The sequence below is a fragment of the Streptosporangium becharense genome (assembly GCF_014204985.1).
Classification (GTDB): Bacteria; Actinomycetota; Actinomycetes; order Streptosporangiales; family Streptosporangiaceae; genus Streptosporangium; species Streptosporangium becharense.
Window position 1 is genome coordinate 7,159,965 of record NZ_JACHMP010000001.1, and the last position, 20,385, is coordinate 7,180,349.

14 protein-coding genes and 1 tRNA gene are annotated in these 20,385 nt (G+C 72.1%); 9 read left to right on the forward strand and 6 right to left on the reverse strand.

Annotation, left to right across the window (positions count from 1 at the left end):
• The first annotated feature begins 12 nt into the window (after positions 1–12).
• Positions 13–1,491: an MFS transporter gene (locus F4562_RS31010; protein ID WP_184540200.1), complete on the forward strand. Its 1,479-nt coding sequence runs from the start codon at positions 13–15 to the stop codon at positions 1,489–1,491.
• Between the two features lie 64 nt (positions 1,492–1,555).
• On the opposite strand, the gene F4562_RS31015 is transcribed toward F4562_RS31010, so the two are convergent.
• Both F4562_RS31015 and F4562_RS31020 read right to left on the reverse strand, forming a co-directional pair.
• Positions 1,556–1,789 (reverse strand): zinc-ribbon domain-containing protein, encoded by a 234-nt coding sequence (locus F4562_RS31015; protein WP_184540202.1) that lies wholly within the window; start codon positions 1,787–1,789, stop codon positions 1,556–1,558.
• A gap of 78 nt (positions 1,790–1,867) precedes the next feature.
• Positions 1,868–2,533 carry a hypothetical protein gene (locus tag F4562_RS31020; RefSeq protein WP_221206562.1) on the reverse strand — a complete coding sequence of 222 codons (666 nt, stop codon included), beginning with the start codon at positions 2,531–2,533 and terminating at the stop codon, positions 1,868–1,870.
• Between the two features lie 241 nt (positions 2,534–2,774).
• Here F4562_RS31020 and F4562_RS31025 point away from each other — a divergent pair, with 241 nt between their 5' ends.
• From F4562_RS31025 to F4562_RS31035, 3 genes are all read left to right on the forward strand, one after another.
• A complete protein-coding gene (locus tag F4562_RS31025; RefSeq protein ID WP_184540204.1) occupies positions 2,775–3,773 on the forward strand; it encodes an AraC family transcriptional regulator in 999 nt (332 codons plus the stop codon).
• 340 nt (positions 3,774–4,113) lie between these two features.
• The gene (locus tag F4562_RS31030; RefSeq protein ID WP_184540206.1) at positions 4,114–5,337 is read left to right on the forward strand and encodes a styrene monooxygenase/indole monooxygenase family protein; all 1,224 of its coding nucleotides are present in this window, start codon (positions 4,114–4,116) and stop codon (positions 5,335–5,337) included.
• Positions 5,338–5,344: 7 nt separating this feature from the next.
• A complete protein-coding gene (locus F4562_RS31035) occupies positions 5,345–5,839 on the forward strand; it encodes a flavin reductase family protein (RefSeq protein WP_184540208.1) in 495 nt (164 codons plus the stop codon).
• 168 nt (positions 5,840–6,007) lie between these two features.
• Here the strand turns inward: F4562_RS31035 and F4562_RS31040 are convergent, their stop codons facing one another.
• On the reverse strand, positions 6,008–6,943 hold the full coding sequence (locus F4562_RS31040; protein WP_184540210.1) for a dienelactone hydrolase family protein: 936 nt from the start codon (positions 6,941–6,943) through the stop codon (positions 6,008–6,010).
• A gap of 190 nt (positions 6,944–7,133) precedes the next feature.
• Positions 7,134–8,033, reverse strand: a complete 900-nt coding sequence (locus F4562_RS31045) for a TNT domain-containing protein (RefSeq protein WP_184540212.1) — start codon at positions 8,031–8,033, stop codon at positions 7,134–7,136.
• A 785-nt stretch (positions 8,034–8,818) separates the two neighbouring features.
• On the opposite strand from F4562_RS31045, the gene F4562_RS31050 reads away from it, so the two are divergent.
• The 4 genes from F4562_RS31050 (at position 8,819) to nrfD (ending at position 14,728) form a co-directional block, all read left to right on the forward strand.
• The gene (locus tag F4562_RS31050) at positions 8,819–9,418 is read left to right on the forward strand and encodes a hypothetical protein (protein ID WP_184540214.1); all 600 of its coding nucleotides are present in this window, start codon (positions 8,819–8,821) and stop codon (positions 9,416–9,418) included.
• A 157-nt stretch (positions 9,419–9,575) separates the two neighbouring features.
• On the forward strand, positions 9,576–12,752 hold the full coding sequence (gene fdh, locus F4562_RS31060) for a formate dehydrogenase (RefSeq protein WP_221206563.1): 3,177 nt from the start codon (positions 9,576–9,578) through the stop codon (positions 12,750–12,752).
• Positions 12,745–13,563 carry a 4Fe-4S dicluster domain-containing protein gene (locus F4562_RS31065; RefSeq protein WP_184540218.1) on the forward strand — a complete coding sequence of 273 codons (819 nt, stop codon included), beginning with the start codon at positions 12,745–12,747 and terminating at the stop codon, positions 13,561–13,563. The genes fdh and F4562_RS31065 overlap by 8 nt, the downstream gene beginning before the upstream one ends.
• Positions 13,564–13,708: 145 nt before the next feature.
• Entirely contained in the window at positions 13,709–14,728 is a 1,020-nt protein-coding gene (gene nrfD / locus F4562_RS31070; RefSeq protein WP_184540220.1) for an NrfD/PsrC family molybdoenzyme membrane anchor subunit, read from the forward strand.
• 6 nt (positions 14,729–14,734) lie between these two features.
• On the opposite strand, the gene selD is transcribed toward nrfD, so the two are convergent.
• Complete coding sequence (selD, locus tag F4562_RS31075) at positions 14,735–15,868, reverse strand: selenide, water dikinase SelD (RefSeq protein WP_184540765.1); 1,134 nt, start codon at positions 15,866–15,868, stop codon at positions 14,735–14,737.
• 205 nt (positions 15,869–16,073) lie between these two features.
• Here selD and F4562_RS31080 point away from each other — a divergent pair.
• Positions 16,074–16,166: transfer RNA gene (locus F4562_RS31080), tRNA-Sec, on the forward strand.
• Positions 16,167–16,592: 426 nt separating this feature from the next.
• Here F4562_RS31080 and F4562_RS31085 read toward each other — a convergent pair.
• On the reverse strand, positions 16,593–20,015 hold the full coding sequence (locus F4562_RS31085) for an ATP-binding protein (RefSeq protein WP_184540222.1): 3,423 nt from the start codon (positions 20,013–20,015) through the stop codon (positions 16,593–16,595).
• Positions 20,016–20,385: the final 370 nt, after the last annotated feature.

Below are 20,385 nucleotides of genomic sequence, written 5' to 3' on the forward strand. Positions count from 1 at the left end.
CGGAGCCTTTCGATGGCCCACGATAAGAACGCGACCTCCCCGGGCGCGCAGCCCGGAGCCCCGCACCGCTGGAGGTGGGCGGCGCTCTTCGTGATCCTCGCCGCGCAGGTGATGGACCTGCTCGACGCGCTCATCGCCACCATCGCCTCGCCGGTGATCCAAACGGACCTCGGGGGTTCCTCCAGCCTGATCCAGTGGATCGGGGCCGGCTACACCCTCGCGCTCGGCGTCGGCCTCATCACCGGAGGCCGCCTCGGCGACATCTACGGGCACCGCCGCATGTTCCAGCTCGGCCTCGCCGGGTTCACGCTGGCCTCCCTGCTGTGCGGCCTGGCCTCCTCCCCGGAGATGCTGGTCGCCGCCCGGGTCCTGCAGGGACTGGCCGGAGCCCTGGTGATCCCGCAGGGGCTCAGCATGATCAAGCAGATGTTCCCGCCGCAGGAGCTGGGCGCCGCCTTCGGCGCCTTCGGGCCCGTCATCGCCCTGTCGTCCGTGGGCGGGCCCATCCTGGCCGGATGGCTGATCCAGGCCGACCTCTTCGGCACCGGCTGGCGGATGATCTTCCTGATCAACCTGCCGGTGGGGGTGCTCGCCCTCGCCGGGGCGTTCCGCTTCCTGCCCCGCCAGACCGAACGCACCGCCTCCAACCTGGACATCCCCGGCATGCTGCTCGTCTCGGCGGCGCTGTTCATGCTGATCTTCCCGCTCGTGCAGGGGCGGGAACTGGGCTGGCCGCTGTGGACGTTCGCCTCGATGATCGGCTCCCTGGCCGTGTTCACCGCCTTCTGGCGCTACGAGATCGCCAGGCAGCGCGCCGGCCGCGACCCGCTGGTCATCCCCGGCCTGTTCCGCAAACGGGCCTTCAGCGGCGGCCTGGTCAGCGGGCTGGCGTTCTTCACCGGAACCGTCGGCTACTCCCTCGTCTTCAGCATGTACGCCCAGTTCGGGCTGGGCTACTCGCCGCTGAAGACGGGCATGTCGTTCCTCGCGCAGGCGATCGGCACGGTCATCGGGTTCGGCCTGGTCAACGCGGGTCTCAACGCCCGCCTGGGCCGCAAGCTGATCCACCTGGGTGCGGTGATCATCATGCTGGGCGTGGCGGGCGTCGGCCTGACCGCGTACCTGGCGGGCCGGGGAGTGACGCCGTGGCAGCTCACCCCCGGCCTGGTCCTCACGGGCATCGGCGTCGGCCTGCTCATGGCGCCGTTCTTCGACATCATCCTCGCCGGGGTGGAGGTGCACGAGATCGGCTCCGCCTCCGGCGCGCTCACCGCGACGCAGCAGATCGGCGGGGCCTTCGGCATCGCCGCGCTGGGCACGATCTTCTTCGGCCTGACCGGCGGCGGGTGGGCTCCGCTGTCGGCCTTCCTCGTCGCGATCTCCGTCACCCTCGTCGGCCTGGTCGCCACGTTCTTCCTGGCCTTCCTGCTGCCCCGCTCGGCACGTGAGCAGCAGGACTGGCAGGGACAGGGGCAGACGCAACCGGCCTGACGACCGCCCGCCCCGCCCCACCCCGTCTCGGGGCGGCAGGCGGCGACGAGCCGGGGAGCGGCGTTCAGCGGGCGGCCAGGCGGTTCGCTTCCTCCCTGGAGACGTCGTACGAGGCGCCGCAGAACGCGCACTGCATTCCGTATCTCGTGCGGACCCGGAACAGCGGCACGAAGAACAGGCTGAACCTGGTGACCCGTTCCGACAGGACCTGCGCGGCGGTGTTCCCGCAGGACGGGCAGCGCAGGGGCAGCGCTCCCAGCCGGTGGACGGCGGTGCGGAGACCGAAGATGAACAGCATCACCCAGCCCTACCCCGGAACGGACGCCTATGCGCGGTCCACGAAGGCACCCGTTCCGGGGCGGGTGCCGCGCCGCTCCTATTCGATGAAGGTGTTCGCGACGATGATCATCAGTCCCAGCAGCATGTAGACACCCCCCACCCGGCAGGCGACCCCCCAGGTGCCGCCGGAGACCCGGGAGGCCCACGCACCCAGGCAGAACAGGACGACCGCGTTGACCACCAGGACGACGTTGACGCCGGTATAGGCGTTCCACCAGCCCGCGAAGGCCCCCAGGAGCGCCCCCATGGTGGGCAGCGTGGCCGCGACCAGGGGCCACTCGCCCAGCACCGAGCGCAGCGTCTGCGTGGTCGTCTCCTCGGTCGCGGCGTGGTGGGCCACGGCGTGGGCGTACCCGTGCGCGACGGCCGCCGCGACCGCGGAGATCAGCACCCACAGCGCGTCATGGCCGGGATCGGGAGGGGTGTCGGCCTGGTCCAGGGCCGCCGCCAGGCCACTGGCCAGAACGGCGCCATAGACGCCCCCGGACAGCAACTGCTCGGGCGGCCGGCGCAGCAGTCGGCGCAGCGCGGCCCGGAACGTGCGGGGCGTAGGACGATCGGCGCTGTCGGGCATGGTCTCGCTCGTGGCCAAGGGGCAGGACGCCACTACACCTACCAGCCCGTCCGCCGCGTCCGGTGGAGCCGCGCCGTCCGGTCCGCCCACCGCGTTCGGCCTGCTCACCACCCCTGGCCCGCTCGTCATGCCTGGTCCGGCCTCGCCGTCCGGCGGCCGGGCTGACCGGGGCAGGTCGGTCGGGCCCGGGCGGACCGGGCGAGGATGCGCCGACCGGATCCCGCAGTGGCCTCAAGCGGACACCGCCTCCGCGGCCGGATGCGTATTTATCCATGGTCGGCCGCACCCGGACCGGGGAACATCGCGAAATCGGCCGGGCGTGACTCCGCCCCGCCGCACGTGCGATGGACACCCGAGGGCGGGAGCGTCGATGGGGCCGACAGGACAGGAGCGGGAGCGGATCCCGCTCGGCAACAGGCCGGTTTTCGACACCGTGGATCTCGACGAGGCACGCGAGCGTGTCTCCGCGGTGTTCTGCCCGCACCGGCTGGAGCTCACCGGGGGCACGCCGGGCCTGGCCGCGCGCCTCAACTCGACCCGGCTGGGCGGCCTGCGGGTGAACTACCTGGACTACGGGGCCGCCGTCCGCATCGAACCGGGTGAGCTGGAGACCTTCTTCCTGGTGCAGATCCCGCTGGCCGGGCGGAGCCTCATCCGGTGCGGCGGCCAGGAGATCGTCTCGGCACCCGGGCTGGCCTCCCTGCCGTCCCCATCGGAGCACCTCGACATGCGCTGGGAGGCGGGCTGCCCGCAGCTGATCGTCAAGTTCGACCGGCCCGCCGTCGAGGGTGCGCTGGAGTTGATGCTCGGGGAGCCGCTCGACCGGCCGATCGTCTTCGACCTGGGCGTGGACATGACCTCGGGCTGGGCACGGGCCTGGCGGGCGATGATCGATCTCGTGGTCGGAGAGGCCGACCACGACGACGGGCTCGCCGCGCAGCCGCTGGCCGCCGCCCACCTGGAGAATGCACTGCTCAGCTCGCTGCTCACGGGGCAGCCGTCGAACTACCGGGAACGGCTGCGCGCTCCCCAGGCCCCCGCGTTGCCGAAGGTGGTGCGCCGGGCGATGGAGTTCATCGAGGGCCACGCCGACCGGCCGCTGACGACCGAGGAGGTCGCGCGCGCCGTGGCGGTCAGCGGTCGTTCGCTCCAGGAGGGGTTCCGCCGCCACCTCGGCCTGAGCCCGATGGCCTACCTGCGGGACGTCCGCCTGGACCGGGTCCACGAGGAACTGGCGACCGGCGACCCGGCCCGGTGCACCGTGACGGGGGTGGCGGCGCGATGGGGCTTCTCGCACCAGGGGCGGTTCGCCGCGCTCTACCGTGAGCGCCACGGCCGGTCGCCGTCCCACACCCTTCGCGGCTGCTGACGTCCCCTCGCGTCCCTCCGCGTCTCCTTGCGTCCTTCCGTGTCTCCTCACGCCCCTCCGCGTCCCCTCGTGCCCTGTCCCTTCGCGTCCTTGTCTCCTCGCGCGTCCGTCTCCTCGCGCGTCCGTCTCCTCGCGTCCGTGTCTCGTGTGCCTCCGTCTTCTCTTCGCGTCGTCCCCGCGCGTCCCCGTCTCTCACCGGCACCCGTCCGGAATCCCGCGCCGGACGGACGGAACCCGCGCTGAGCGGATGGCCCGCCGGACACCCCCCGCCGTACCTTTTCATCAGGCGCCTACCGGTCAACCCCACCCACTGCGAGACCCATGGAAAGGACAGATCATCATGCGTGGAATCCTGATCGTCGGCGCCGGGCAGGCCGGGCTCCACCTGGCCCTGGGCCTGTTGCGGAACGGCTACGAGGTCACCCTGGTGTCCAACCGGACGCCGGATGACATCCGCGACGGCCGGGTCATGTCGGGTCAGGCGATGTTCGCCACCGCCCTCGGTCACGAACGGGCCCTCGGCCTGGACCTGTGGGCCGGTGACTGCCCGCCGATCGAGGGGATGCAGGTCGCGGTGGCCGGCCCCGGCGGCGAGCCGGTGATCCGCTGGGACGCGCGGCTCGACACGCCCGCCCGCTCGGTCGACCAGCGGCTCAAGATGCCCGCCTGGATGGCCGAGGTGGAACGGCTCGGCGGCAAGATCGTCATCCACGACGCGACCGTGGACGACCTGGAGTCCTACGCCGCCCAGTACGACCTGGTCCTGGTCGCCGCAGGCAAGGGACAGCTCGCCTCCCTCTTCGAGACCGACCCGGAGCGCTCGCCGTACCGCGTCCCGCAACGTGCCCTGGCCCTCACCTACGTGAACGGGCTCACCCCGCGGCCGGGTCACTCCGCGGTGTGCTTCAACATCATCCCCGGCGTCGGCGAATACTTCGTGTTCCCCGCGCTCACCCACACCGGCCCCTGCGAGATCATGGTCTTCGAGGGCCTGCCGGGCGGGCCGATGGACTGCTGGTCGGACGTCCGCACCCCGGCCGAGCACCTGGCCAGGGGCCGGTCGATCCTGGAGACCTTCCTGCCCTGGGAGGCTGAGCGCTGCGACGGCGTCGAGCTCACCGACGAGAACGGTGTCCTGGCGGGGCGGTTCACCCCCGTCGTGCGCAGGCCCGTGGCGACGCTGCCGTCCGGTGCCCCGGTCCTCGGCGTGGCCGACGTGGTCGTGCTCAACGACCCCATCACCGGTCAGGGCTCCAACAACGCCGCCAAGTGCGCGGCCTCCTACCTGGCCGCCATCCTGGAACACGGCGAGCGGCCGTTCGACGCCGCGTGGATGGAGCGGACCTTCGCCCGCTACTGGGAGAACGCCCGGCACGTCACCGCCTGGACGAACGCGCTCCTGGCACCCCCGCCGCCGCACGTGCTGCGGATCCTGGACGCCGCCGGCCGCTTCCCCGAGGTGGCGTCCCGCTTCGTCAACGGCTTCGACGACCCCGCCGACTTCACCGGGTGGTTCACCGACCCGGCGGCGGCGGAGGAGTACCTGACCCGGATCGGGGGCTGAGCACGCCATGAGATCGTTACGCGAGGCCTTCGGGCAGTACGCGACCGGCGTCGCGGTGGTCACGGCCGCCCTTCCCGGGGGCGGCCGGGCCGGAGTCACCGTCAACTCCTTCACCTCGGTCTCGCTCGACCCCCCGCTGGTCCTGTGGTGCCTGTCCCGGCGGGCGCCCAGCGCGCCGGCCTTCCTGGCCGCCGGGCGGTTCGCCGTCAACGTCCTGGCCGCCGACCAGGAGCATCTGTCGCGGCGGTTCGCGACACCGTCACCGGACAAGTTCGCCGGGGTGGAGACCGGACGCGGCCCCGGCGGAGTCCCGCTGCTGGCCGGGGCCCTGGCCCGCTTCACCTGCCGGACGGCGACCACGTACGACGGCGGCGATCACCTCATCTTCGTCGGCGAGGTGGAGCACTTCGAACGCTCCGACGGTGAACCGCTGGTCTTCCACTCGGGTGGTTACCGGGCGTTCGCCACGCCGGAGCGGACGGCGACGTGGGCGGGCGTCTGACACCGCCGGGGCGTCCCGGACCGGTCCCCGGCCGGGGCACCCCGCCGGGGACCTCGGGCCGGTAACCCTCGGGCCGGGGACCTCAGACTGGGAACCCTCGGACTGGGCTCCCGGGCCGGTAACCCTCGGGTTGGGAACCCTCAGGCTGGGTCCTCAGGCCGGGGATCCTCAAGACAGGTGGCGGCCGAACCAGTCGATGACCCGCCGGTATGCCTGGGCCGCGGCCCCGGCGTCGTAGCGCGGACCGGTGTCGTTGAAGAAGGCGTGGTCGGCGCCGGGGAACGTCACGATCTCGTACTCCAGGCCGGCCCGCTCCAGCGCCGCCCTCGCCTCGTCCCGCGTGGCGTTGACCCGGTCGTCCCGTTCGGCGTAGACACCGAGGACGGCGGCTTCGGATCCGGAGAAGTCGGCACCGTCGGGCAACGGGCCGTAGAACGGGACGGCCGCCGCCAGGCGCGGCTCGTCCGAGGCGACCAGCAACCACGTCATGCCCCCGCCGAAGCAGAAGCCGACCGCACCCAGCTTCGCGCCGGGGACGCGCCGCTCCAACTCGCCCAGGGCGGTCTTCATGTCCGCGGCGAAGCGTTCCTGCGGGATGCCGCCCAGGGCGGCGGTGACCTTGGCCGTGTCGCCGAAGGAGCCGGTCCCGCCCTCCCTGGAGAGCAGGTCGAGGGCGAGCGCGGAGTAGCCGTCGGCCGCCAGGCGCCCGGCGACCGAACGGATGTGGTCGTTCAGCCCCCGGTTCTCATGGATGACCAGCACCGCACCGCGCGGGTTCGACGCCGCCACCCAGGCCCCCTGGAGAGTGACCCCCTCCTCCGGGCCCGGGAAGATGATCTCCTCGGTGGGCAGCGGCGACGGTCCGGGGGGCGGAACGCCACCGGTCACGGTTCCCGGCGGTGTGCCGGACGCCGCGGCCGGCGACGTGGTGCCCGAGGCGGCGGCGCTCTCCCGGCCGGCCCCGCATGCCGAGAGCAGGGCACCGGCGGCGGGCAGCGCCATCCCGAGAAGGCTCAGGCGGCGTAGCGCCTCACGACGGGAGATGAGGCCGTCGGCGTGGTCGGTCGCGATCTCCTCGACGAGGTATCGGTGGAAACCGGTCATCACTCCACGGTAGAAGGGACGGGCGAAAGGCCGGGTAAAGGCCGATCACCGTCAGCGGGGGACGGCCGGGCCGGGGGTCTTCCGCTTTCCCCGGCACGTCCGGGGTGGAGGTCTTCCATCGGCCGAGCCTCCCACCCAGGACGTCCGGGCCATCAGGGGTCTTGCGGGGGTCGGCCCCTCCCCGGGACGCTCAGTTCAGCCGTTTCAGGTAGCCGTTCTGCACCAGCCATTCCACCGAGACGTCCGGGGACGACTGCGGCGCCTCGGGGATGTGCCTGCTCGTCACGTGATACTGGGTGCCCCTGCCGGGCTGCTGGAACGCCGGCGCGGCCGGGCCCGCGTCGACCTTGAACTCCTTGACGACCTCGTACGCGTGGTAGTTGCACACGTACTGCGGTGCCCCCGCATAGGTGTTGAGGTTGCTCGGCGGCAGGGCCCGCCCGATGTAGGAGGCGCCGAGCGGGGCCAGGTAGGAACCGCGCTCGCCGCCGAACCGGTCGAGCCTCCTGCCGGCGTACAGGGTGACGGCCCGCACGATCGGCTTGCCGTTGATGTAGCCGCCGGAGTGGGCGAACCCCCGGTCGGGCGGGTAGCGCCACCCGTTGGCGGCGGTGTCCCAGTAGCGCTCGATGAAACGGTGCGGCGGGACGCGGTTCAGCGGGACGTACCCCTTCAGGATCCCGGCGAGCGGCCCGGTCTTCGGCAGGTACTTCGGTCCGAGGTTCGGGTCGTCGTCGAGGTACGGCGGCCCGCAGACCTGGCCCTGGGCCTGCGCGTCCGCCGGGGCCGGGTCCGGATGCGAGGCCGGGGTCGGCGGTGGGCCGGACGGCGGATCGGACAGCGGGCGGGTGGAGGTGCCGGTCGGAGCCCCGATCAGGGTGCCGGTCGAGGGGCCGGTGAGGGTGCCGACCGGGGTTTCGACCAAGGCGCCGGCCGGGGTGGCAGGTCCGGCGAGGGCGGGAACACTGGGAACGCCGGGAACGGTGTCGGGGCCGGCGAGGGCCGTGGCGGGGCCGGCCGGGCCGGTGAGGGCAGCGGCGACGATGCTGATGGCGACGGCCGGTGGCGCGCTTCGTCGGAAAAGCCGCACAGATTCTCCTGATGAGTTCATGGGGAGCCGGACAGGTTCTTCCATCTCTTCCGGGTTCGTCGGACGGGGTGTGCGGCACCGCGAACGGGTGTTTTCCCTCCATTTCATAAACCGTTCTGCCGGAACTCGGGCATCCGGCTTCGGAAATCCGTTCACGCCCCGTATCCCGGTCCGTGGGAGATGACCGATCCATGGTCACCCGATCGTTCACCCGCGACGTCGATACGACGGTAAGTGGATGACAAAAACAGGACGACAAACGCTGTTGAAGCCCGCATCAGGAATGAACAGGAAATCTCTGTGGCTCGAAATCGTCTCCGGGCGGAGATGATTCCTCCCGGTGTGACGCCGATGCCGATCGCCGCCGGTCCGAAGGTCACCGATCCCCTCGGCGACGTGCGCCTTAGCGCACCGTTCGGCGTCGGCATGGGCGTCGGCGACGCGCGAGACGCGGGGAAGGCGGGGTTCGGGGCCGGCGGAGTGCGACCGTGGGGCGTGGCACGGCCGCGGAAACGCTCGTCCGGCAACCGACGATCTTTCTATCGGTGCCGGTGCCGGTGCCGGTGCCGGTGCATTGCATCGCACTTCGGCGGAAAAGATCTCGGTTGACCGCGAAAGACAGCAGTGGGTGGAGGGGGAGTCCGGATTCACATCCCTGTTTCCAGGCGATCATCAGGTGCGCATATACGCCAATGTCACCTTTCTCGACATGTGCATCGGTGTTATAAATCAGGCGGCACGAGCGGTTCCAAATCCGATCACCCCCGTGTGCCGAGGAGACATCCATGCCCACCGCCGGACCGTCCCGCCTCTTCAGACGCGTCGCCTTCGCCATCGCGGTGACGGCGGCCCTGCTCGTCACGGACCTCACCGCCGTGTCCGCGGCACCGGCGAGGCCCCCGGGCCTCGACGGAACCTGGGCGTGCACGGTGCCCGCCGGTTACGTCTACGACGAGATCCAGCACGACCACCGGTGCAGTCAGACCTCCTCGGTCAGCCCCATCTACCATCTGCGCACCCCCGCCGACGGCTTGACGTCGTGCAGGACGGCCCCCGGATTCGTCTTCGACCAGCGCACCTTCACCTCGGCCTGCAGCCCTTACGTGGCCGGCTACCCGGCCACGACGTTCCGCCTGCGCACCCCCGTCGACGGACTGACCTCCTGCGCGACCGTGCCGGGCTGGACCTACGACCTGCTCACCTACACCACCACCTGTCAGTTCAGCTCGGGCATCCCGACCTCGACCTATCGCATCAGGCAGCCGGCCAACGGACTGTGGGCCTGCACCGTGCCGAGCGGCTGGACGTACACCGCGACGACCAGCGGCTATGACTGCAGCATCAACAGCGGCAGCCTGTCGACCAAGTATCAGCTGATCCACTGACCGGCCGCAGACCCGGCGCCGGCCTTCCCCCCGGCCATGCCATCGGGCATGCCGCCGGGCACGCACTCGGCGAGCCCGTCACCCGGCGGCGACACGCCAGAGATCACTGAGCACGACCGGGGTATTAGAGGGCGTATGTCCGGGTATGACTCGCGGCATGGCACGGAGGAAACGGATCCTCCGCTGGCCGGTGCTCCGGCAGCTGCGGGGACAGGACCCCAGGGGTGACGCCGCGCGCTCGCCCCGCACCGACGCGCTACGCCCCCGCACCGAGGAAGCCGACACGGTCGCGCGGTCGGTCTGCCCGTACTGCGCGGTCGGCTGCGGCCAGCTGGTCTACGTCAAGGACGGCCGGGTCACCCAGATCGAGGGCGACCCCGACTCACCCATCTCGCGCGGCCGGCTCTGCCCCAAGGGATCGGCGAGCAAACAGCTCGTCACCCACCCCGGGCGGCAGACCCACGTGCTTCACCGGCGTCCGCACGGCACCGGATGGGAACGGCTCGACCTCGACACCGCGATGGACATGATCACCGACCGGGTGCTGCGGACCCGGCGGGAGACCTGGCAGCAGGAGGAGGACGGCAAGGTCGTCCGGCGCACCCTGGGCATCGCCAGCCTGGGCGGGGCCACGCTGGACGATGAGGAGAACTACCTGATGAAGAAGCTCTACACCGCCCTGGGGGCGATCCAGGTGGAGAACCAGGCCCGTATTTGACACTCCTCCACCGTCCCCGGTCTGGGGACCAGCTTCGGGCGTGGCGGCGCGACGTCCTACCAGCAGGACCTGGTGAACGCCGACTGCATCGTCATCCAGGGCTCCAACATGGCCGAATGCCACCCGGTGGGGTTCCAGTGGGTGGTGGAGGCCAGGGCACGCGGTGCGAAGGTGTTCCACGTCGACCCGCGCTTCACCCGGACCAGCGCGCTCGCCCACCGGCACATCCCGATCCGCGCCGGGACCGACATCGTCCTGCTCGGCGCGCTGATCAACCACGTGCTGACCAACGAGCTCGACTTCCGCGAGTACGTGCTCGCCTACACCAACGCCTCGACGATCGTGTCCGGACGCTTCCGCGACACCGAGGACCTGGACGGGCTGTTCTCCGGCTTCGACCCCGAAAGGCGCAAGTACGACCCGTCGAGCTGGTCGTACGAGGGATCGGCCGAGGAGGAGGCGGAAGGCGAGGACCTGGAGGGCGGCCACCGGCACGCCGAGGCGGCGGGCCCCCACCAGTACGGCTCCGGCGGGCCCCCGGCATCCGCCACACCGCCCACCGACCCGACGCTGCGGCACCCCCGCTGCGTCTACCAGATCGTCAAACGGCACTTCGCCCGCTACACCCCGGAGCTGGTGGAGGAGCTGTGCGGCATCCCCCCGGAGGCGTTCGCCGAACTCGCCGACGCGATCACCGCGAACTCCGGCCGCGAGCGCACCACCGCCTGGGTCTACTCGGTCGGCTGGACCCAGCACACCGTGGGTGTGCAGTACATCCGCACCGCGGCGATCCTGCAACTGCTGCTCGGCAACATGGGCCGCCCCGGCGGTGGCATCCTGGCGCTGCGCGGCCACGCCAGCATCCAGGGCTCCACCGACATCCCGACCCTGTTCAACCTGCTGCCGGGTTACCTGCCGATGCCCCACGCCCACCTGCACGAGGGGCTGGACGACTACCTGGCCGGGGTCGGGTCCGGCACGGGCTTCTGGGGCAACCGGCGCTCCTACATGGTCAGCCTGCTCAAGACGTGGTGGGGGGAGGCCGCCACCGGCGACAACGACTTCTGCTTCGGCCACCTGCCGCGCATCACCGGCGACCACGGCCACTACACCACCGTGATGGGACAGATCGACGGCACCGTGAAGGGCTACTTCGTGGTGGGGGAGAACCCGGCGGTCGGCTCCTCCGGTGGCAAGGCCCAGCGGCTCGGGCTGGCCAACCTCGACTGGCTGGTGGTGCGCGACCTGACCCTGGTGGAGACGGCCACCTTCTGGAAGGACGGCCCGGAGCTGGAGACCGGCGAGATGCGCACCGAGGACATCGCCACCGAGGTGTTCTTCCTGCCCGCCGCGAGCCACGTGGAGAAGGAGGGCACCTTCACCAACACCCAGCGGCTGCTGCAGTGGCGTGAGAAGGCACTCGACCCGCCCGGCGACTGCCGCAGCGAGCTGTGGTTCTACCACCACCTCGGCAAACGGATCAGACAGCGGCTGTCCGGCGACGAGATCGACCGGCCACTCCGGGAGCTGACCTGGGACTACCCCGAGCACGGCGAGCACGCCGAACCCTCGGCCGAGGCCGTGCTGCGCGAGATCAACGGCACCGGCCCCGACGGGCGGGCACTGTCGTCCTACACCGAGCTGCGTGACGACGGCTCCACCCGGTGCGGTTGCTGGATCTACTGCGGGGTCTACGCCGAGGAGGTCAACCAGGCGGCCCGGCGCAGGCCCGGCCGCGAGCAGAGCCTCGTCGCGCCCGAGTGGGGCTGGGCGTGGCCGGCCAACCGGCGCATCCTCTACAACCGGGCCTCCGCCGACCCCGAGGGCCGCCCGTGGAGCGAACGCAAGGCGTACGTGTGGTGGGACGCCGAGCGTAGGCGGTGGACCGGGCACGACGTCCCGGACTTCGAGCCCGGCAAACCGCCGGACTACCTGCCGCCCGACGGAGCCCTCGCCCAGGCGGCGCTGGCCGGGACCGACCCGTTCATCATGCAGTCGGACGGCAAGGGCTGGCTGTTCGCCCCGGCGGGCCTGGCCGACGGGCCGCTGCCCACGCACTACGAGTCGCACGAGTCGCCGGTGCGCAGCACGCTCTACGGTCGGCAGGCCAACCCCACCCGCAAGGTCTACGACCGCCCCGAATCCCCCTACAACCCGCCGGGGTCGCCGCGCTTCCCGTACGTGCTCACCACCTACCGGCTCACCGAGCACCACACCGCGGGCGGCATGAGCCGGACCCTCGCCTACCTGTCGGAGCTGCAACCCGAGCTGTTCTGCGAGGTGTCCCCGGCGCTCGCCGCCGAACTGGGCCTGGTCAACGGCGGCTGGGCGACGATCGTGACGACCCGCACCGCGATCGAGGCCCGCGTCCTGGTGACCGAACGGCTCCGCCCGCTCCGCGTCCAGGGCCGGACGGTCCACCAGATCGGCCTGCCGTACCACTGGGGCGGGCACGGCCTGGTGACCGGTGACGTCGTCAACGACCTGCTGCCTCTCGCCCTCGACCCGAACGTCTACATCCAGGAGGGCAAGGCCACCACCTGCGACCTGCGGCCCGGCAGGCGCCCCACGGGCAGGGCCCTGCTCGACCTGATCGAGGAGTACCGGCATGGCTGAGCGGATGGGGTTCTTCACCGACACGAGCGTCTGCATCGGGTGCAAGGCGTGCGAGGTCGCCTGCAAGGAGTGGAACGACGTGCCCGATGACGGGTTCGTCTTCCGGGCCACCTCCTACGACAACACCGGCGGCCTCGGGGCGAGCACCTGGCGGCACGTGGCCTTCATCGAACAGCCGTCCCGGGTGCGCGAAACGCAGGAAGGCCGGAAGCCTGGCGCCGCGGGCGGCGAGGAGGGCCTCGAAGGCTGGCTGATGGCGTCGGACGTGTGCAAGCACTGCACGCACGCCGCGTGCCTGGACGTCTGCCCGACCGGAGCGCTGTTCCGCACCGAGTTCGGCTCGGTCGTGGTGCAGGCCGACGTCTGCAACGGCTGCGGCTACTGCGTTCCGGCCTGCCCGTACGGGGTGATCGAGCGCCGGGAACGCGACGGGCGGGCGTTCAAGTGCACGCTGTGCTACGACCGCCAGCTCGGTGGGCTGGAACCGGCCTGCGCCAAGGCGTGCCCGACCGACTCCATCCAGTTCGGGCCGCTGGAGGAACTGCGGGACCGCGCCAGGGAACGGGTGGAACGCCTGCACGACGAGGGCAGGACCGAGGCGCGGCTGTACGGCGCCGACCCCGGCGACGGCGTGGGCGGCGACGGGGCGTTCTTCCTGCTGCTCGACGAGCCCGAGGTGTACGGCCTGCCGCCCGACCCGGTGGTCACCACCCGGGACCTGCCCGCGATGTGGCGTTGGGCGGGAGGCGCCGCGCTCTCCCTGGCGGGAGCCGTCGCCCTGTCCTTCCTGGGAGCGGGGAGGAGACGATGACGCGCCGGGTGCGGCTCTCCGGGTGTCGCGGGGAGGCGGTGACGCGTCCGGTCGTGATCGACGGGTGCCCGGAGGAGACGACGCGCCGACCGGCCCCGGGACGCGGCCGGCGGGGGCGGTCGCGGTGAGGCGGGGCGAGGAGTCCATGGTGCCGGAGGCGGAGTTCCGCTCCTACTACGGGCAGCCGATCATCAAGTCACCTGTCTGGCACGAACCCCACATGCCCGCCTACCTCTACCTCGGCGGGCTGTCCGGGGCCGCCTCGACGATGGCCGCCATGGCCCGGCTCACCGGGTACGACCACCTGGCGCGCACCGCCGGGGCCACGGCTGCGCTCGGCGCGACCGCCGGCGCGGGTTTCCTCGTCGCCGAACTCGGCAGGCCGGAACGCTTCCTCAACATGCTCCGCGTGTTCAAGCCCACCTCCCCGATGAGCATGGGCTCCTGGCTGCTGGCCGTGCACAGCGGCCTGGCCGCCCTCGCCGCCGCCCCGGCGGTCACCGCCGGGCTCCCGCGTGTCCCCATGGTCACCACCGCGTTCCCCCGTGTTCCCGCGGTCGCCACTGCGTTCCCGCGTGTTCCCGCGGTCGTCGCCGTGCTGCCCGCCGCCGGGGACGCGGCGGTCGCCGCCACGGCGGTGACCGGCCCGCTGATGGCGACCTACACCGCCGTGCTCCTGGCCGACACCGCGGTGCCCGCCTGGCACGAGGCCCGCCGCGAGCTGCCGTTCGTGTTCGCCGGGAGCGCGCTGGCCGCGGCGGGCGCCGCCGGGATGCTGACCACGCCCCGCGCCGAGGCCGCCCCGGCCCGCGCCGCCGCCGCGCTGGGGGCGGCCGTGGAGACGGTCGCGGGCACGGTGATGGAACACCGGCTCGGCCTCGTCGGTGAGCCGTACCGGCAGGGGAAGGCGGGCCGCCGGATGCGCGCGGCCCGCGCGCTGACGGTGGCCGGTGGCCTGCTCGCCGTGGTCGCCGGCCGCCACCGCGTGCTCACCGCGCTGTCCGGCCTCGCGCTGACCGCCGGTTCCCTGTTCACCCGCTTCGCCGTCCTGGAGGCGGGCCGGGCCTCGGCCACCGACCCCAGGTACACGGTGGTGCCCCAGCGGCGGCGCCTGGAAGCGGGCGAGCACGCGTCCGTCCCGGAGCCGGCCCGCTCGTGGCCGTAGGGTCCGTCAGCGCAGTCGCAGGGCGAGACCGTCGAAGGGCACCAGCTCGCCGACGATCGGAGCGCCGGGAACCTCCCCCGCGACAAGCAGCCCCCCGGACGTCTGGGCGTCGGCGAGCAGCAGCAGCTCCTCCTCGCCGAGGCACCCGGTGTCGAGGTGCGGCCCGACCCAGGCCAGGTTGCGCCGGGTGCCGCCGCTGACGTAGCCGTCCCGCACGGCCTCGCGGGCCCCCTCCAGGTACGGCACGGCCGCCGCGTCGACCACCGCCGTGACGCGGCTCGCCCTGGCCAGCTTGTAGAGGTGGCCGAGGAACCCGAACCCGGTCACGTCCGTGGCGCACCCGGCGCCCGCGGCGAGCGCCGCCCGCGAGGCTTCACGGTTCAGCGTGGTCATCACGGCCACCGCCTGCGGGAAGACCTCCCCGGTGGCCTTGTGCCGGGTGTTGAGCACGCCGACGCCGAGCGGCTTGGTCAGCGAGATCGGCAGTCCGGGCCGCCCGCCGCCGATGCGCAGCAGCCGGTCGGGATCGGCCAGTCCGGTGACGGCCATGCCGTACTTCGGCTCCGGATCGTCGACGCTGTGCCCGCCCGCGACGTGGCAGGCGGCGGCCCGCGCCACGTCCAGGCCGCCGCGCAGCACCTCCCGGGCCAGTTCCATCGGCAGCTTCTCCCGGGGCCAGCCGAGCAGGTTGACCGCGACCAGCGGCTCCCCGCCCACCGCGTAGACGTCCGACAGGGCGTTGGCCGCCGCGATCCGCCCCCAGTCGTAGGGGTCGTCCACCACGGGCGTGAAGAAGTCGGCGGTGGCCACGACCGCCCGGCCGCCCTCGATGCGGACCACTGCGGCGTCGTCCCCGTCGTCCAGGCCGACGACCAGTTCCCCGGCGGGGGAAGGGAACGCGTACCGCCCGTCCGGGTCATGACCGGGCGGCGGCCCGTCCGGGCTGGAACCGGGTGGCCCGTCCGGGCTGGAACCGGGTAGGTCATCCGGGCCGGGACCGGGCAGTAGGCCCGTGACCATGGCCTCCAGCTCACCGGGTGGGATCTTGCAGGCGCAGCCGCCCCCGTGCGCGTACCGGGTCATCCGGATCACATCCCGTCCCGCCGCCTCGGAGGTCGCCGAGGTGCCCGGCCCTGTCATCCCCACCATGCCCCGTCCCCATCGTCCGGCGTGTTCCCCGCCCACCCGTGCGTTCTCTCCACCTGGCGGGCTCCCGCTCGTCCGGCACGCTCCTCGCTCGGTGCCCGGCTCGCACGTCACGCCCGTCGTCCGCGCCGTCATCCGTCGTCGTACGACGCGGCGGGCCGCCTCCCACCCATACCCGGCTGCGGGTAGGTTCTCCCGTGGAGGCGTCTGGGTGCCTGGTGGCCCCCGCGGTCTTCAAAACCGTTGAGACCGAGACCCTCGGCCTGGCGGGTTCGATTCCCGTCCGCCTCCGCTACCAGGGAAAACGTGTGCCCGGACGATCACGGTCGAGCCCTTGGGCCGGGAACTGGTGCCCTACCTGGCCGGGCATGCCGCCCGCCGGACCGGCGAGGGCAACCCGCTCGGACCTCTTGACGCACAGGAGAGCATCCGTGATGAGTGCTACGCGCTACCGATCGCCGCATGGAGCGACACCGTGAGTTCCGCTGTCCGGAACGATCTCGGCCTCTCGGATCTCCTTGGCGACCTAAAGAATGTCACCCGCCTCGCGAGCGGTTCCCGCAAAACGCGTTCAGAGGTCGCGGACATCGCGAGTCGCCGGTGGCTCGATGGTGTCCCGGAATCCCCGCGATGGACATGTTCGGCATTCTCCGGGTGAAGCGGCCGGGCGGGATCTGGTCTCCGGCGTGCGGTGACGACCTCGTCGTTTCCTCGCGGATCACGGGGATGCCACGGCCGCGGGGGAGCCGCCCGCGCATCCGCCGATGGGTTCGCGACGGCCTTCGCGGGACCTTCGACCCTCGCTACCGCGACCGCCCGCCTGTGACGTCTCACCGGCCGGCATCACATGGCTTCCGAGCCTGTGCCGGGCCGCCAGCCGCTTCAGCGACGTCAGGTGCCAGGAGGCCGACGCGGGGTCGCCGGCGCTGAAGGCGAGCCGTGTCAGGAACCCGTCCACGGGCCCCACGCAGACCACCGCGGACCCCACGGCGATCCGCCCGGCGTAGGGCAGCAGTTTCTCGTACGTCTCCCGGCAGGCCGGCACGTCACCGACGGCGGCCTGGGCCGCCCCCTGCAGGCAGGTCATGCTCAGCCACGACCAGTCCGCCGACGGGGTCGGCCACCCTTCCCGGGTGGCGGCCCGGGCTTCGTCCACGAGGCCGCGCGCGCACAGTTCCAGTATCCGGGCGTCGTGATCCATGCTCGGATGGACGCCGGTGATCAGGTCGATCAGCGGTCCGGCGTCGGCCATCGTGCCTCGCTGGAAGCACAGCATGAGACGCCCGATCACCGCGATCGTGTCGGCGTACCACATGCCGGTCCGTTCGGCCTGCCGCTCGGCCTCGCCGTACACGATGTCGGCGTCGTCGAACCGGCCGGCCAGGGCGAGCCGGCCGGCCCGCCACATGGTGTGGTGGAAACGCAGCCAGGGCAGCTGCAGGCGTTCGAGCATGACGTCGCAGTGAGCGGCGGCCCGGTCGGCACCGGCCAGGTCGAACATCTCCAGCCGGTGGTGGGTGTACATCATCTGGGCGAGCAGTTCGAACTCCGGCGCCCGGGCACGCAGCGCGAGTTCGTACATCTCGTCGATGACCTCCATGAGCTCGGGGATGTGGGTCGCCTGGGGCAGGAGCAGGCCGTGCACGTTGAGCGCCCGCATCAGCAGATGCGGATCCTCCAGTCTGCGTGCCATCGCGACGGCCTCGGCGGATAGGGAACGGCAGCGCGGGTTGCCGCTCCCGTCGTACAGTTCCTGGGCCAGGCCGCCCAGGAGCAGGACCCGCTCCGGGCTGTCGGTCTCGGGCAGCGCGCGCAGCACGGCCTCGAACTGCTCCACCAGCCGCGGCTCCACTGCCTCGCATGTGTTGCGCAGCCCCAAGCTCGACGGGGCGGACAGCGCGGTGAGGGCCCGGGCGGTCAGCTCGGGGTGCGTGTCGGCCCGGTCGGTGACGCGTACGGCCTCGGCCCGGACGCGCCGGGCGCTCAGCGCGTCTCCGGCCTGCAGCAGGGTGTGGGCCTGCCGCGACAGCAGCTCCACGTGCTCGGCCGGGTCGCCGGCGCAGGCGCTGTGCGCGGCGACGGCCCGGCCCCACCATGTGGCGGCCTCCCCGTACGCCATGCGCCGGCTCGCTTGCCGGGCCGCCGCGCGGGCCCAGTGCACCGTTTCCCGGTACGCCACCGGGCCGGCCCCCGCCGCGTGATGGGCGATGACGGTCACGTCGGCGGCCGGCTGGGAGGCCAGGGCGGTCATCACCTCCCGGTGGAGCATCGCCTTGCGCAGCGGCGGGATGTCACCGATCAGGGTCTCCCGGACCAGGTCGTGGGTGAAAGCCATGGAACCGCTCCTGGAGATGATCAACCCGGTCTGGACGGCCCGGTCCAGGACGTGGTAGGCCTGCGACGGTTCCGCCCCGGCGGCCCGGCACACCTCGGCGACCATCCCGGGGTCGAAGTCCCGGCCGATCACCGCGGCGGTCGCGAGCACTTCGACGGCCCGGGATCCGAGCGCGGCCAGCCGACGACGGATCAGATCGGCCACCGCGTCGGGTACCGCCTCCCGGCCCCGGCCCTGGGCCAGCAGCCGGGCGCTTTCCCGGACGAAGAACGGGTTGCCGCCGGTCCGCTCGGCCAGCCATCTGGCGGTGGAGTCGTCCACCTCGACGCCCATCGCGGCCGCGACCACCCGTACGTCCTCGATTTCCAGCCCGGTCAGGCGGATGCGCAGCAGGTCGTAGCAGGCGAGTTGTCCCAGTACGTCGTTCACCGACAGGTCCGAAGCGCAGCCCGGGAAGTCACCGCCGTGGATGGCGATGTCCCGCAGGGCCGTCTCGCGGAAGGCGGTGACCAGCGTCAGCGGGACGGCCTCGGCCAGTCCTCCGGTCAGCACGGTGACGTCCCTGAGTAGTTCGAGCGAGGCCGGGTCGGCCCCGTGCAGGTCGTCCAGGATGATCACCAGGGGCCGGGATCGCGTGGTCGCGACGAGCCACTGCGCGATGGCCTGGTTGCGCTGGAACAGCGTCACCCCGGTGGCGCGGTCGGGCCGCTCGTCGTCCAGCAGCCCGGCCAGCGCCTGACGGTCCGGTGGCGCGGAGGTCTCGGCCAGCGTGCGCAGCACCTGCAGCCAGGGCCACAGCGGCGGGACTCCCTCGGCGTCGTGGCAGCGGCCCCACAACACCAGATATCCGAGATCGACGCAGTGATCGTGGAACGCCTCCAGCAATCGTGTCTTGCCGATACCCGGCTCGCCGCTGACCGCGGCGGTGGCCACGCCGTTGCGGCCCATGCGGAGCGGCAGCGTCGTCAGCTTCGCGAGCTGGCGTTGCCTGCCGATCATGATCCGGTGTCGGGAGGAGAGCGGTGCCGGCGGCGCGACCAGGGGTACCGGGGCGGTGGGCAGGGGCGGGAGGGCGAGCGAGTCGGACTGCCGGAGGATGTCGTTCTCCAGCTTCCGCAACTCGGAACCGGGGTCCAGACCCAACTGAGAGGTCAGGATGTCGCCGGCCCGGCGCAGCGCGGCCAGGGCGTCGGCCTGGCGGCCGGTGCGGTACAGGGCCAGGGCCAGCAGGCACCACAGACGTTCCCGCAGCGGGTGAGCGGTGGTCTCGGCCTCCAGGTCGGTGATCACTGGTTGCGGGCGGCCGCAGTCGAGCAGCGCCTGGGCGCGTCGTTCGATCGCGACCAGACGCAGTTCGCACAGCCGGTTGACCTCGGCGGTCGCCCATGGCTTGTCGGCGAACTCACCGTAGGGCAGGCCCCGCCACAGCCGCAGCGCCTCCTCCAGGCGGGCGAGCGCTTCGCCGGGCGGGCACGATTCCGCTGCGGTGACCAGTTCGGCGAACCGGATCGCGTCCACGTCGGCGGTGGGCAGCAGGTAGCCCGGAGCCCGGGTGACGAGTATCCGGGGAGAGGCGCGGTCGGGTTCGATGGCCCGGCGCAGGTTGGACACGTACGTGTAAAGCGCGGCAAGCGCGCTCGCCGGGGGAGCGCCGTCGTACAGGTCGTCGATCAGTGTGTCCACGGGGACGACGGCCCCGTGGGCGAGCAGCAGCCGCGCCAGCACCGCACGCTGGCGTGGGCCGATCAGGTCGATGGGGACTCCGTTGTCGTGAGCCTCCACTGAACCCAGAACCAGGAACTCCACCCTCATCACCTAAGAGTCGGCGCAGCGGACGGATCCGATGCGGCGGGAGAAACCGCCGCATGTGCGACGGGTTTTGTCATGTTTCCTACAGGGGGGCTTTCAAGGCCGCCCCTCCTGACCGAAGCCTTCGGAGCCGGAACGGCGGTTCAACCGGCGTCAGGCCGGACCGGTCGACGGTGCGGTGCGGACGCGGCTCATCGGTGGTCCGGCGGTGTGTCCGGATGGACGTGAGAGAAGGTCTACGGGATTGCTACGGCCTCTGCGGGCGGTGTGGCCCGCCTTCGGCGGCGAGGGGATGTGATCGATGGGGAGAGCCGGGGCGTGGGATGGGCGAGGTGGGGCCTCAGGCCGGAGACCGGGGCGGTACGCC